16 protein-coding genes and 2 tRNA genes are annotated in these 11,986 nt (G+C 45.1%); 6 read left to right on the top strand and 12 right to left on the bottom strand.

Annotation, left to right across the window (positions count from 1 at the left end):
* The first annotated feature begins 361 nt into the window (after positions 1 to 361).
* Complete coding sequence (locus ACFOET_RS05460; RefSeq protein WP_379020375.1) at positions 362 to 1,201, top strand: class I SAM-dependent methyltransferase; 840 nt, start codon at positions 362 to 364, stop codon at positions 1,199 to 1,201.
* Positions 1,191 to 1,439: a hypothetical protein gene (locus tag ACFOET_RS05455; protein ID WP_379020373.1), complete on the top strand. Its 249-nt coding sequence runs from the start codon at positions 1,191 to 1,193 to the stop codon at positions 1,437 to 1,439. The genes ACFOET_RS05460 and ACFOET_RS05455 overlap by 11 nt, the downstream gene beginning before the upstream one ends.
* Positions 1,440 to 1,742: 303 nt before the next feature.
* Here ACFOET_RS05455 and ACFOET_RS05450 read toward each other — a convergent pair.
* Positions 1,743 to 1,827 (bottom strand) — tRNA-Ser (locus ACFOET_RS05450).
* 138 nt (positions 1,828 to 1,965) lie between these two features.
* Between ACFOET_RS05450 and ACFOET_RS05445 the strand changes: the two genes are divergently transcribed.
* Entirely contained in the window at positions 1,966 to 2,121 is a 156-nt protein-coding gene (locus ACFOET_RS05445) for a DUF5670 family protein (RefSeq protein ID WP_379020371.1), read from the top strand.
* Here ACFOET_RS05445 and ACFOET_RS05440 read toward each other — a convergent pair whose 3' ends face one another.
* On the bottom strand, positions 2,122 to 2,430 hold the full coding sequence (locus tag ACFOET_RS05440; RefSeq protein ID WP_379020369.1) for a DUF3467 domain-containing protein: 309 nt from the start codon (positions 2,428 to 2,430) through the stop codon (positions 2,122 to 2,124). It abuts the gene before it with no gap.
* A 129-nt stretch (positions 2,431 to 2,559) separates the two neighbouring features.
* On the bottom strand, positions 2,560 to 3,675 hold the full coding sequence (locus ACFOET_RS05435; protein WP_379020367.1) for a M42 family metallopeptidase: 1,116 nt from the start codon (positions 3,673 to 3,675) through the stop codon (positions 2,560 to 2,562).
* Positions 3,676 to 3,782: 107 nt separating this feature from the next.
* Between ACFOET_RS05435 and ACFOET_RS05430 the strand changes: the two genes are divergently transcribed.
* Positions 3,783 to 3,926, top strand: a complete 144-nt coding sequence (locus tag ACFOET_RS05430) for a hypothetical protein (RefSeq protein ID WP_379020365.1) — start codon at positions 3,783 to 3,785, stop codon at positions 3,924 to 3,926.
* On the opposite strand, the gene ACFOET_RS05425 is transcribed toward ACFOET_RS05430, so the two are convergent.
* Both ACFOET_RS05425 and ACFOET_RS05420 read right to left on the bottom strand, forming a co-directional pair.
* A complete protein-coding gene (locus ACFOET_RS05425; RefSeq protein ID WP_379020363.1) occupies positions 3,913 to 4,689 on the bottom strand; it encodes a TerC family protein in 777 nt (258 codons plus the stop codon). The genes ACFOET_RS05430 and ACFOET_RS05425 overlap by 14 nt on opposite strands.
* 59 nt (positions 4,690 to 4,748) lie before the next feature.
* Entirely contained in the window at positions 4,749 to 5,900 is a 1,152-nt protein-coding gene (locus ACFOET_RS05420) for an acyl-CoA dehydrogenase (RefSeq protein ID WP_379020361.1), read from the bottom strand.
* Between the two features lie 226 nt (positions 5,901 to 6,126).
* Here ACFOET_RS05420 and ACFOET_RS05415 point away from each other — a divergent pair, with 226 nt between their 5' ends.
* The gene (locus ACFOET_RS05415) at positions 6,127 to 7,062 is read left to right on the top strand and encodes a DUF6263 family protein (RefSeq protein ID WP_379020359.1); all 936 of its coding nucleotides are present in this window, start codon (positions 6,127 to 6,129) and stop codon (positions 7,060 to 7,062) included.
* 11 nt (positions 7,063 to 7,073) lie between these two features.
* Here the strand turns inward: ACFOET_RS05415 and ACFOET_RS05410 are convergent, their stop codons facing one another.
* The 6 genes from ACFOET_RS05410 to ACFOET_RS05385 all read right to left on the bottom strand — a co-directional run bounded on the left by ACFOET_RS05410 (position 7,074) and on the right by ACFOET_RS05385 (position 10,271).
* A complete protein-coding gene (locus ACFOET_RS05410; protein WP_379020357.1) occupies positions 7,074 to 7,601 on the bottom strand; it encodes an adenine phosphoribosyltransferase in 528 nt (175 codons plus the stop codon).
* Complete coding sequence (locus tag ACFOET_RS05405; RefSeq protein ID WP_379020355.1) at positions 7,594 to 8,478, bottom strand: ComEA family DNA-binding protein; 885 nt, start codon at positions 8,476 to 8,478, stop codon at positions 7,594 to 7,596. Before ACFOET_RS05405 ends, ACFOET_RS05410 begins: the two co-directional genes overlap by 8 nt.
* Before the next feature lie 169 nt (positions 8,479 to 8,647).
* Positions 8,648 to 8,995, bottom strand: coding sequence for a ribosome hibernation-promoting factor, HPF/YfiA family (gene hpf, locus ACFOET_RS05400; protein WP_379020353.1), 348 nt, complete (start codon positions 8,993 to 8,995; stop codon positions 8,648 to 8,650).
* Between the two features lie 13 nt (positions 8,996 to 9,008).
* Positions 9,009 to 9,890, bottom strand: coding sequence for a tyrosine-type recombinase/integrase (locus ACFOET_RS05395; RefSeq protein ID WP_379020351.1), 882 nt, complete (start codon positions 9,888 to 9,890; stop codon positions 9,009 to 9,011).
* An 84-nt stretch (positions 9,891 to 9,974) separates the two neighbouring features.
* Positions 9,975 to 10,166, bottom strand: a complete 192-nt coding sequence (rpsU, locus tag ACFOET_RS05390; RefSeq protein ID WP_379020349.1) for a 30S ribosomal protein S21 — start codon at positions 10,164 to 10,166, stop codon at positions 9,975 to 9,977.
* 31 nt (positions 10,167 to 10,197) lie between these two features.
* A tRNA-Ile gene (locus tag ACFOET_RS05385) sits at positions 10,198 to 10,271 on the bottom strand.
* A gap of 64 nt (positions 10,272 to 10,335) precedes the next feature.
* Here ACFOET_RS05385 and ACFOET_RS05380 point away from each other — a divergent pair.
* Positions 10,336 to 10,962 carry an HAD family hydrolase gene (locus ACFOET_RS05380; RefSeq protein ID WP_379020347.1) on the top strand — a complete coding sequence of 209 codons (627 nt, stop codon included), beginning with the start codon at positions 10,336 to 10,338 and terminating at the stop codon, positions 10,960 to 10,962.
* Here ACFOET_RS05380 and ACFOET_RS05375 read toward each other — a convergent pair whose 3' ends face one another.
* Positions 10,963 to 11,886, bottom strand: coding sequence for a diacylglycerol/lipid kinase family protein (locus tag ACFOET_RS05375; RefSeq protein WP_379020345.1), 924 nt, complete (start codon positions 11,884 to 11,886; stop codon positions 10,963 to 10,965).
* Positions 11,887 to 11,986 lie beyond the last annotated feature (100 nt).

The raw sequence follows: 11,986 nt of genomic DNA, 5'->3' as shown, positions 1-11,986 counted from the left end.
ACTTTTGCCTTGAATGCTGCGCTAAACTTTCTGCGTTCCTTCTTCATTTTACAACTGCTAATTTAGAAATTAATTCAGTTGTCTAATATTTGGGGGAAACCGCACTGAGACTAATTAATTCGGAATTTCTATCTTTGTAGTCTGTTATACGATAACTAACATATTATCTGCGTCTCCCTTATGAGACGAACTCGAAATGAGTAATTAACGCATTGAAATCTTCTGATTTTTAATGCTCAGATAATAGTATCCCACTTACTTTATTAAATCTTGAACAAAGCAATTGATTATCAAATCGATTACCTCATCGCTTGGGCTATATCCATCAGGTCAACGTGTGGTGATAATACAATGTCAAAAAATGAATAGTAAACAATTAATAAGTAGAGGTATCGAACTATTTTATAATAAAGCTTCCGAAGAAACGCGACTTGAAAAAGGAATGGGGATATTTGAGTTTGAACGGATTAAGTCACTCATTGAACGATACCTACCAACCTACCCAATAAAAATATTGGATATAGGCGGCGGTACCGGTAAGTACTCGGCATGGCTCGCTCAAAAAGGACACCAGGTTCATTTAGTAGAGCCAGTGTCAAAACATATCGGAATAGCCCAAAATAGGGCAAATAAACTAAAGAACAAGTTTTCGATACACTTTGGAGAAGCTCGCAAACTGGATTTTCCAAGTCGATTTGCAGACCTGATCATATTGCATGGACCGCTTTACCATCTTCAAAATAAAGTGGATAGGGATCAAGCGATTTGCGAAGCTAAACGCGTTTTAAAAAACAACGGAATAATTTTGGGTTTTGCCATTAACTACACGGCATCAACATTGGTTGGCCTCTTACAGGGTCTAATACACAAAAAGGCGTTTTTTGAAATGTGCAAGGAAGAGCTAACAACGGGGTTACATAATCCGCCGGACGATTTTCCTTGGCTTTTAGCTGAGGCATTTTATCATCAACCTGAACAGTTAAAAAGTGAATTTTTATACCAGGATTTAACCCACTTAAATACCTACGCGGTCGAAGGTATGGCTTGGTTAGATAAAGATTACTTCTCCAACATGCTGAATAAAAAACGGCAAAAGACATTAATGGAGCTTATCCAAATTACCGAAAACGACAGTTATCTTTTGCCCTTTAGTCCGCACATCATGATCGCTGTGCAAAAAATATATAACCATGGAAAATAAAGAAAAATACTACAACGCATTAATCGGAAATGATGGTCAACTTAATGAAATTGACCTCGGCGAGAAAATTGGACTTAACGAAGATGAAACACGGACAATAATTGTACGGCTGCTATCCGAACATAAAATTGAACATGCGGAAAATAGAGCTTGTAACTACAGTCCTAAGAAAAAATTGAATAGGAATAAGCAGCATCACTACTTTTTTGCGGGCACATCTAACGCCTCTATTTGTTAGTTATGTCGTTGCATCGTTTGGCGAGACCCTGAACTGACAGTTTGCAGGGTCTCGATAGGGTCTCGCTGGAACATGGAATTATTGAATGATTAGGAAGGCTTATAAAAGAAAAAACCCTATAAACGTGCTGTTTATAGGGTTTTGATAGTAAATGATTCCTTTTTTGCGGAGAGTGAGATATTGGTTCAGCCCCACATGACCCAAACACAAGCGTGAACCTTCACGAATCGAACCCCGGCCAACCCTTCTGGTTCGAATCCTCACCACGCAAAAAAGCCTCCCATTTCTGAAAGGCTTTTTCTGCGGAGAGTGAGGGATTCGAACCCCCGGTCCTGTTACAGACAACGGTTTTCAAGACCGCCGCATTCGACCACTCTGCCAACTCTCCGCCGCAAAAGTACAAACTCTGCTACATTTTGCAAATTCAATTGTGCTTTTTTTGTTAAGGTGCAGATTTCCATCGAAATATATTGTTCCGCAAACAAAACAGGGCGGTGAGGGGTTCTATCAATAAAAATAACGTAATATGAGAAGTTTCCTATTCATTTTAGCCGTCATCTTACTGATCGTTTGGGGTATCGGTGTGTTTTTGTATGCATTGAAAGGCCTATTCAACATCGTGGTTGTGCTGGCCGCAATCGCATTTATCGTAGCCATTTTCAATAGGCCCCGAAGGGCATGATTAAGCCTGTGCTGTAGGCCCTCCGAAATTCATCGGGAATGGAGGCTCGTCATGCGCATCGATCTTGCCGTTTACCGATTCGTATTTTGCAATGTTGTCATCCAGGGCATGCAACAACCGTTTGGCGTGTTCTGGTGTAAGGATTATCCTCGATTTTACTTTGGCCTTTGGCACACCAGGCATCACACGTATGAAATCAACCACAAACTCCGTATTTGAGTGGGTAATGATCGCGAGATTGGAATAAATGCCCTCGGCTACATCTTCTGTCAACTCGATATTTAACTGGTTTTCCTTGTTATCTGTCATATTCTTGGTGTTAATTATTTCCCTTATTCGGGAACGTGTTTTCAATCCCACAAATGTGCAAAGAAAATTTTATTTAATGCTCAGATATACACCTCTAATGCCGAGCTTTCAGCATTACGAGCCTTGCGACTATCCTTTGAATGCCCTGAAATCCTGACCAGACTTAATTGACAACAACGTTTCATATATGAGTCGGACTACATTGTCTACATCGTCCTTGTGAATCATCTCCACGGTGGTATGCATATACCGTAGCGGGAGAGAAATCAGCACAGATGGCACGCCTTCATTGGAGTATGCAAATGCATCGGTGTCTGTGCCCGTCCAACGTGAGGAAGCCTGCCGCTGAAATGGGATATTCTTTTTTATTGCGGTGTCAATCAACAGCTTGTTGAAATTGATCTGCACGGATGGTGCATAGGATACCACCGGACCATTTCCGCAGGCAAGGTCGCCCTGTGTCACCTTGTTGATCATCGGGGTCTGCGTGTCGTGGGTCACGTCCGTGACGATAGCTAGGTCGGGCTTGATGCGATGCGCGATCATTTCGGCACCACGCAACCCGATTTCTTCTTGAACGGAATTGACGATATACAGGCCAAACGGCAACTTTTTCTTGTTTTGCTTCAGTAGACGGGCTACTTCGGCAATCATGAAGCCACCAGCCCGGTTATCAAGTGCACGCCCCACGTAATAGCGGTCATTTAGCACCATAAATCGATCTTCGTACGTGACGACGCATCCCACATGAACGCCCAGCGCTTCTACTTCTTCCTTGCTGGCACAACCGCAATCTAAAAATATGTTCTTTAATGTTGGGGCTTCCTCTTTTTCTCCCGAGCGTGTGTGGATTGCGGGCCAGCCAAATACTGCTTTAACCACGCCCTTATCCGTGTGGATGTCCACCCGTTTGGATGGCGCAATCTGATGATCTGACCCACCGTTGCGGATTACGTAGATCAACCCTTCTTTGGTAATATAGTTAACGAACCATGATATCTCGTCGGCATGTGCCTCAATGACCACCTTGAAATCGGCTTTCGGGTTGATAACAGCGACGGCAGTCCCATAATGGTCTGTAAACGTTTCATCTACATAAGGCTTTAGGTAATCCAACCATAAACGTTGGCCAGCCCATTCATACCCTGTAGGCGAGGGATTGTTTATGTACTGCTCGAAAAACCTGAGCGATTCAGGCGTCACGACAGGAACGTGTTTTTTTGGTTCTTTTTTTGCTTTTACCATGTTACTAACTGAATTTGATTAGCTAAAAGTAATGAATTAGCTGCAAACAAATATGAATAAAATACATTGATCATCATGCGTCTTGCATGACAATTGGAGGAATAGATATGAAAAAGTATTTTTTTAAGTTACTTGTCAGGATCAACAACAAGCTGCTGCCAAAATACAGCGGCAAAGATCCTTCCCGGCTGACCAAAGGCCAGCAAGCTATACTGGGCTTCCGCTATTGGGCGCTAATCAATTCACTTTGAGATCGCCGGAACCTGCTTTCGTCTTTTTTTTCGACGCGCGAAGATTCAAAAACTCCACCAACACCGAAAACGCCATCGCGAAATAAATATATCCTTTGGGAATGTGCTGCTCGAATGCTTCTGCCGTCAAAGAGACGCCGATAAGCAACAGGAAAGCGAGTGCGAGCATCTTTACTGTTGGATGTGTATTGACAAAATTGCTGATGGCTTTTGCAGAAATCATCATGATGATAATCGCAATAACCACCGCAGCAATCATTACGCCGATGTGGTCAGCCATTCCCACTGCCGTGATCACGGAATCTAACGAGAAAACCACATCCAAGATGACGATCTGCACAATGACATTGCCAAAAGTAACCGCTTTGCCTTTCAGCTTGTGGCGGTGCTCCTCCCCTTCCAGTTTGGTGTGGATCTCGGAGGTGGCTTTGTAGATCAAGAAAAGCCCTCCAAGCAGCAAAATCAAATCCCTTCCGGAGAGGTTCAGAAAATGGTCGATGTTTCCATTTTGTATATCCAGCCATTCGCCTATGTTCAGAAAAGGCTTGGTCAAGGACATAATCCACTTAATCGAAAACAGTAGGGCCACGCGCATGACTAAAGCCAGCATCAGCCCCAGTTGCCGTGCTTTTTGCTGTTGGTCAGCGGGTAATTTTCCGCTTAAAATGGAAATGAAAACTATGTTATCAATACCCAAAACGATTTCCAGTACGGTAAGGGTAAGCAGCGAGATCCAGATCTCAGGATTTGAGAGCCATTCCATAATATCATGTCAATACACAAAGCTACACATTGTTTTTAATTATTCAGCTCTCTTGATCGCTATTTGAGCACTTCCCGCGATATAACCAATTTCTGGATTTCGGAAGTACCCTCGCCAATGGTACATAGTTTGGCGTCCCGGTAGAACTTTTCTACAGGAAAATCTTTGGTATATCCGTATCCGCCAAAAATTTGCACGGCTTCGGTGGCGCATCGCACGGCGACCTCAGAAGCATAATACTTGGCCATCGCCGAGTTTTTGGTTACATCCCCGCCTTGGTTCTTCAATTCGCTCGCCTGTCTTATCAATAGCTCAGCGGCCTCGATTTCTGTGGCCATATCTGCCAATTTGAAAGATATTCCTTGAAAATTAGCAATAGGCTGGCCGAATTGATGACGCTCCTTAGCGTATTTCACGGCGGCGCCAAGGGCTCCCTTGGCAATACCTAACGCCAGGGCTGCTATGGAGATACGACCGCCATCGAGCACTTTCATGGCTTGCCTAAACCCGTCTCCTTCTTCACCAAGGAGATTTTCCTTCGGCACCCGGCAATTATCAAAGATCAGCTCCGTGGTTTCGGAGGCACGCATTCCGAGCTTGTTCTCTTTTTTCCCGTGTGTGAACCCCGGGGTACCTTTTTCTATAACCAGCGCCGAAACACCCTTAGAGCGGCCCTGTTCACCTGTGCGTACCATCACCACAGCAAGGTCTCCGCTTTTCCCGTGGGTAATCCAGTTTTTAGATCCATTTACAATGTATTCATCTCCGTCCAGCACGGCCGTGGTACCCATACGCAGCGCGTCGGACCCGGTGTTGGCTTCCGTAAGTGCCCAAGCCCCTATCCGCTCAGCTGTTGCCAATTTCGGCAGCCAGCGCTGCCGTTGGCTGTCACTGCCGAAGGTAAGGATATGTCCTGTACAGAGTGAATTGTGAGCAGCAAGAGAAAGACCCACTGAACCACATACCCTAGCCACCTCTACAATAACATCGACATATTCATGGTACCCCAGGCCGGCACCTCCGTATTCTTCGGGTACTAAAACGCCCATGATGCCTAGTTGACCCATGGCCTTGAATGTATCCACCGGGAAAATTTGCTCCTCATCCCACTCCATTACATATGGACGAATCTTTTTCTCCGCGAATTCGCGCACCATGCGACGAATCATTTCGCGGTTTTCATCGCCCATTATCGCTGATTCTATGTACATATTTTAATTGGTTTTGAGCAATTATACGCAATACGAGCTGAAATGCAAACAAAAGAAAATACGGTGTATTATAGAATAAAACAGTTTTTAGTATGAATTCATCGCAATCATGTGTTGCAGCTAATAACCGGCGACCCGCTGCACCGAAAAAAATATTAAAAATAGATAAGTACGAACGGACAGAAAAGCTACCTTTGGTATTATTCAACTATTTAAAAAGGTAAACATGAAGCGTACTGCTGCTTTCGGACTATTGTCCGTATTACTCTTTGGATACGGCAATCTTCTGGCCCATGGCCTGGAACGCCCAGAAAAGTCACTTCTTCCGAAGAAACGGGAACTGGTCCTTAGACTTAATTTCCAGCAGGGAGATAAGTACCTTTTTTCGACTGCAATCAAACAAAACATTGAGCAGGAAATGATGGGTCAGAAAATGATCATTACCCAAGATGTCGCTACGGACTACATTTATGATGTCCAATCGGTTCAAAATGGATTTACAACGATTCAGGTCACCATCGATGGCCTAAAAATGGATACTGATATGGGCGGCATACAGCGGCTTAGGTACGATTCGGACGATCCCGAATCGGGCACGAGTGATTTGCAAGTGATGACAAACATGATCGGCAAATCGTTCATTGTACATATCAACGGGGAAGGAAGTGTGAAAAAGGTAGAGGGGATCGCCGAACTCATTGGTTTTGTTGATGGGGCCCAAGCGGAATTATTGAAGCAGGTCTTCGGCGATTCAACTATGATTCAGACCTTAAATCAAATTACTGATATCTATCCTAATAGAAAAGTAGCTATCGGCGATACGTGGACGAAGACATTCTCGGGACCCATAGCCGGTTTCATGCAATCTACCGCGGCCTCTAATTTTTCCCTATCAGAAATATCTGGTGATATGGCAACACTGGACTTCGACGGGCAGATGAGTTTTTCAAAACTACCTGGCGGAGGCAGCAATCCGATGCTGCAGGGTGCGGAGATCAACCTGAGCGGTACCCAAAAAGGTACGCTCGAAGTGGATACAAGGTCAGGGATGCCACTGAAAACGACAATGAAACAGGATGTCAGCGGCAATATCGAGGTACAGGGACTGCAGATTCCGATGACAATCGTTTCGGATATTACCGTGACAGGGAAAAAGCTGTAACCGAAACTTGCTCAATAGCTTATCAGGGAAAAAATGTCTTTGCTATAGGCATACAGCTGTTCCCTGCCTCCGAGAGATTCCAAGCTGACGATAAACGCATAGCCGGCAACACTGCCGCCAAGCTTCCGGATTAGCTCGCTGGTAGCTGTCACCGTGCCGCCAGTGGCCAGCAAATCGTCGTGTACAAGCACCCGTGTACCGGGCTCAAAAGCGTCTTCATGGATTTCGAGGACGGCTTTGCCATATTCGAGGGCATATTCTTGGGACACGGTGCGCCATGGAAGTTTGCCCTGCTTGCGCACGGGCACAAACGGCTTACCTAAACGCTGCGCAAGCATCAATCCGAACAGAAATCCACGGCTCTCGATGCCGGCAACCGCATCGATCCTTGTCACAGGCAATTGTGCCACTAAGCTATCCACAACGGATTCGCATAGTTGTGGATTTCGGAGAATCGGGGTAATGTCTTTGAATATAATGCCGGGTTTGGGAAAGTTTGGCACATCGCGTATGGCGGATTTAAGCTGCTGATCAATCATCGGATAGGGTTACGTAAGGTGCAATTTTACGAAAATTTTCTTCATCCATCACGGCGATTTGCAATAAGTCATGGGTTGCACGGTAAGGCCCGTGCTGCTTGCGGTATTGCACAATCAGGTTGGCCAACTTAGGGCTGATGAACGGGTGCGCTTTTAGCGCTTCGTAATCTGCCGTGTTGAGTGCAATTTTTTTTACAAGGGAAGTATCCACATGAACGAATTTTTTCAATCCGTCAAACCGAAGCGTATCAAACCCATACACATCCATCAGCTGCGACACATGATGAAACCCCCCAAGCCGGTTTCTAAACCGGACGATTCGGGAAGCATATACCGGGCCGATGCCGGGCAGCTGCTGCAGGTCGGTCGAATCGGCAGTATTTAGTTCAATGGCTAAAGCGGTCCGTTCTTTTAAAATTGGTGTGATTTTCTTTGCCGATTCGCTGTGCTCGGTCGGCGGCGCCGCCTCTTGGCCCGGTGACTTAACCGGTATATGGATATAAGGAGCCAGCCGGGCATAGTCGCTGTCTCCAATCGAATAAATTTTTTTCAAGTCCTCTTTGACACGGAAATGCCCGCCCTTTGCTTCGTAGTTCTTAATCACGCGTATCTGCCTGTCCGAGAGTCCAAGCCGTTTCCACTCCACCGCCGGCAAACCATTGGGGTCAAAAGTAAAATAGTCGATGTTTTCCAGGTGCGTAACGACATCCAACAATTGGGACGTGCTGTCGATTCGCCTTGGGGATTTCGGGGTGGCAGTGGAGAGAAAATGTTCGACCTTATCGATATGGGCGGAGATATCGGTATCTTCGGAGACGTGAATAAGCCGGTAAAAACGAGGCGCTGCCCAAAGCGCCAACAGGAATATACTGAGCATACATATGCCATTCAGCTCCCTGCGGCTGAAGGCAAAACACCTTTCAAACCACCTATGTATCATTGTCTCTGAGGTTCTTGGTCCTCAAAGATAATAAAAACCGCCGTAACCTGCGATTCGGGTGCGGTAATTGCAACCCGCCAAGTCAACGGCGGTTTTCGAAAAGAGCCTATGCCATGTATTCATTTGTCAATGACAACAAACTCTTGTGATTACTTGCTTTTGTACGAGTTTTGGTTTTGTATTTGTTGATCTGCCTGCGCAAGGATTCCACCGCAAGGTCGGTGGCTTCTTCAAAAGATTTTGCCTGTGCTTTTGCAAATAGTTGGTTGCCCGGGATGTTGAGTTTGAACTCCGAGACTTTGTTTGCTTCATCTTCTACATTTTCCAGCTTGAGGTAACACTCACCATCAATGATGGGATCAAAAAACTGGTCAAGTTTGTTTGCCTTCTTTTGGATAAATTGGATCAACTTCCTGTCTGCAGTGAACCGGATAGATTGCACGGTAATATTCATGTTTCCTCCTTTTTTAAGCCTTTGGATGGGCCTGTTTATAAATTGATTTAAGTCGTTCTACTGAATTGTGCGTATATACTTGCGTTGCTGCCAGCCCTGCGTGCCCCAATAACTCTTTTATTGCATTTAAGTCCGCCCCATTATCAAGCAAAGCCGTGGCAAAAGTATGCCGTAATACGTGAGGGCTTTTCTTTTGCTGCGGAGATATTGTACCGAGGTAATGGGTCACAATGTCATAGATCAATGTGGGATAAGCATTCTTCCCTTCTTTAGTAACGATCAGATTGTCCGAAATGTTATTAAAACACTGTTCTTTTTTTTCTTTAATATACTGTTGAAGCAATGCGGCTAATGTCCGGTTTAAGGGGACAAGCCTTTGCTTATTCCGCTTGCCAAAGATGAGGACGTTGTTGTTGTAAAAATCGAGGTGCGCCTCTTGAATTTGCAGCAGCTCCGAAAGCCTGATACCGGTACCGAATAAAAGTTCGATGACGGCCTTATCCCGCAAGCCCTCGAACGTATCGGGAAAAACGCCGTCCATATCTAATAATGCCGACAATTTTTTTTTGTCGACCACCACTGGAAGTTTCTTTGGGGTTTTCAGCGCTTTCACCAACGCAAAGGGATTGTGCGTGGCTGTTCCCTCGCGCATCAGAAATTTATAATAGGTACGGAGTGCAGAGAGACTCCGGTTGATACTTACCGGACGTTGGCCGCTTTCAAGCAAGGCCGCCAGGTAGGCCCTTGCTTGGCGGTGCGTCACCTTATTGATATCTATTTCATGTTCGGTTAAGTAACCTATGTACCGCTGCACCTCGTGGCTATACGCCGTGAGGGTATGCACGGAATAGCGTTTTTCGTATCGAATGAAATTTGTAAAACGGTCTATAAACATCGAAAACTACCCATATATTCCACTCGTTGAATATACGGATAGTTTTCCGATGCTGCAAATAAATAGCAGCAAAATTAAGTGTACCTAAACGTTGTCTTGGTTGAGGCCTTGCTTGTAAATCGCCTTTTTAACTTGCGTACGACGGGCAACGGATTTCTTTTCATAAGCCTGACGTGAGCGTAGCTCGCGCAACACACCGGTTTTTTCGAACTTCTTCTTGAACCGCTTCAACGCCCTATCCAGCGATTCACCTTCTTTTACATTTACTATGATCATATCCTGTTATACCTCCTTTCGTACGTTTTTGTGCGCCCACCTGGGCTCGAACCAGGGACCAAAAGATTATGAGTCTTCTACTCTAACCAACTGAGCTATAGGCGCGGCAAAAAAATATTGTTTTGCGGGTGCAAATTTACATCTTTGCATAGATAATCAGAAATTTTTTATGCAAAATATTACTGCAATTATACTCGACTACGGCAATGTGTTGTTTGATATCGACTTTCTTAGGCTGAGGCAATCATTTATGGACTTGGGCATCAAGAATGTCGATTCGTTTTATGGTCACCGGGCACAGCACGATCTTTTTGATGCTTTTGACAAAGGAGCCATTACAGCCGCCGCATTCCGCGATGGTATCCGGAAAGCGGCAGACAATCCTCGGCTAAGCGATGAGGCTATCGACACCGCCTGGAACAGCTTGCTCATTGGCGTACGACCGGGACACCACGATCTACTGTGTGAACTGAAAAAACGCTATCGGACGTTTTTACTCAGCAACAATAACGACATCCATTATCAGTGGATTATGTCCTATCTGAAACGTGAATTTGGGCTTGAAGGCAATGCCGCTTTTTTTGAGAAAGATTATTATTCCCATTTGCTTGGCATGCGCAAGCCCGACAGGGAAATTTTTGAGTTTGTGCTGGACACCCATGACTTGATACCGACACAAACCCTATTTGTCGATGATAGCCCCCAGCATATCGATACGGCCAGAAGGCTTGGAATACAAGCACACCTGCTCGAACCGGGAGACACGCTGGATGCCTTACTAAATCGGATATCTTGATCAGACCAAGAAATCTACGATCCCCGCCCTGATCTCTATCTTAAAAGGTTGTCGTTTCCGCACAGTGATGAGCTCGTCATCTACATGAATGAGCCTGTTATCGCTGCGTATAATAATGTCCCGATTCGCTTCAATCAATTGCCACGGGATGGGCGATGCTTTACGATGCGCTTTAATTCTTAGATTTTGCACGTATTCAATAAATGCTTCCCGATCGGCCTCTTTCAATAAAACAACGTGAAATATTCCGTCGGAAGGGTCTGCATGGGGAACGAGTTCGAGATTGGGTCCCACCGATTTGATGTTTAACACTTCCGCCAGTAAGTAGTTGTCTTCATACACCACGCCGTCGACCTTAAACTGCCCCCACTTGGGCTTATAATGCTGTGCTATTTCTACCAATTTACCAAGCGCGATGTCCAGTTCCTCGTCGGCACTTTTTACATTGGACAGGTCTGTGTCGCCCATTGCCTTAATCAACCTTGGCAACAGGCCGCACCCCATGCCTTCCAGAAAAAACTTACTTTCACGCAGATTGCGAATTGCTCCAACATCGATAGGTCTCGGATTCCAATGCGCGATGGTATGCCCCAAATTCGCCAGCGACGCGGATGCCCCTATTGTTTTTGCGAAATTATTTGCCGTACCGGCTGGTAAAAGCGCAACTGTCAAGCGCTTGTCCAACACTTTACGAGCAAGCAACTTTTTCATCACCTGCCGTACCGTGCCATCTCCACCTGCGATGACAACTAATGCAGTCTCATTTTTTATTCGCCCCCACCCTTTTGCCTTTGTGGAATTGTATTTACAGGTGAATCCGCAGGACACAACGGTCTCAATCAAATCCATTTTTATATGATGATGGTCACCTGCCTTAGGATTATGAAATAAATGGGCATGTTTACCGGCCTTTGTTTTTTGCATAAAACTTCTATTGAGATCACTGTACAAAACAAAAAATCAAGAAGACTTGTTTTATCCGTGAGTAAGGTAATCATCTTGCGCTTAAAGCGCTTCATATATA

The sequence above is a fragment of the Parapedobacter deserti genome (assembly GCF_042646065.1).
Lineage (GTDB): Bacteria > Bacteroidota > Bacteroidia > Sphingobacteriales > Sphingobacteriaceae > Parapedobacter > Parapedobacter deserti.
Note: the sequence above shows the minus strand (reverse complement) of the source record. Positions and strands in the feature narration are given on the sequence as shown.

Bases quoted from the DNA above. Each gene is read 5' to 3' on its own strand.
- ACFOET_RS05460 (WP_379020375.1), top strand. From the start codon at position 362: ATGAATAGTAAACAATTAATAAGTAGAGGTATCGAACTATTTTATAAT.
- ACFOET_RS05455 (WP_379020373.1), top strand. From the start codon at position 1,191: ATGGAAAATAAAGAAAAATACTACAACGCATTAATCGGAAATGATGGT.
- ACFOET_RS05445 (WP_379020371.1), top strand. From the start codon at position 1,966: ATGAGAAGTTTCCTATTCATTTTAGCCGTCATCTTACTGATCGTTTGG.
- ACFOET_RS05440 (WP_379020369.1), bottom strand. From the start codon at position 2,430: ATGACAGATAACAAGGAAAACCAGTTAAATATCGAGTTGACAGAAGAT.
- ACFOET_RS05435 (WP_379020367.1), bottom strand. From the start codon at position 3,675: ATGGTAAAAGCAAAAAAAGAACCAAAAAAACACGTTCCTGTCGTGACG.
- ACFOET_RS05430 (WP_379020365.1), top strand. From the start codon at position 3,783: ATGAAAAAGTATTTTTTTAAGTTACTTGTCAGGATCAACAACAAGCTG.
- ACFOET_RS05425 (WP_379020363.1), bottom strand. From the start codon at position 4,689: ATGGAATGGCTCTCAAATCCTGAGATCTGGATCTCGCTGCTTACCCTT.
- ACFOET_RS05420 (WP_379020361.1), bottom strand. From the start codon at position 5,900: ATGTACATAGAATCAGCGATAATGGGCGATGAAAACCGCGAAATGATT.
- ACFOET_RS05415 (WP_379020359.1), top strand. From the start codon at position 6,127: ATGAAGCGTACTGCTGCTTTCGGACTATTGTCCGTATTACTCTTTGGA.
- ACFOET_RS05410 (WP_379020357.1), bottom strand. From the start codon at position 7,601: ATGATTGATCAGCAGCTTAAATCCGCCATACGCGATGTGCCAAACTTT.
- ACFOET_RS05405 (WP_379020355.1), bottom strand. From the start codon at position 8,478: ATGCTCAGTATATTCCTGTTGGCGCTTTGGGCAGCGCCTCGTTTTTAC.
- hpf (WP_379020353.1), bottom strand. From the start codon at position 8,995: ATGAATATTACCGTGCAATCTATCCGGTTCACTGCAGACAGGAAGTTG.
- ACFOET_RS05395 (WP_379020351.1), bottom strand. From the start codon at position 9,890: ATGTTTATAGACCGTTTTACAAATTTCATTCGATACGAAAAACGCTAT.
- rpsU (WP_379020349.1), bottom strand. From the start codon at position 10,166: ATGATCATAGTAAATGTAAAAGAAGGTGAATCGCTGGATAGGGCGTTG.
- ACFOET_RS05380 (WP_379020347.1), top strand. From the start codon at position 10,336: ATGCAAAATATTACTGCAATTATACTCGACTACGGCAATGTGTTGTTT.
- ACFOET_RS05375 (WP_379020345.1), bottom strand. From the start codon at position 11,886: ATGCAAAAAACAAAGGCCGGTAAACATGCCCATTTATTTCATAATCCT.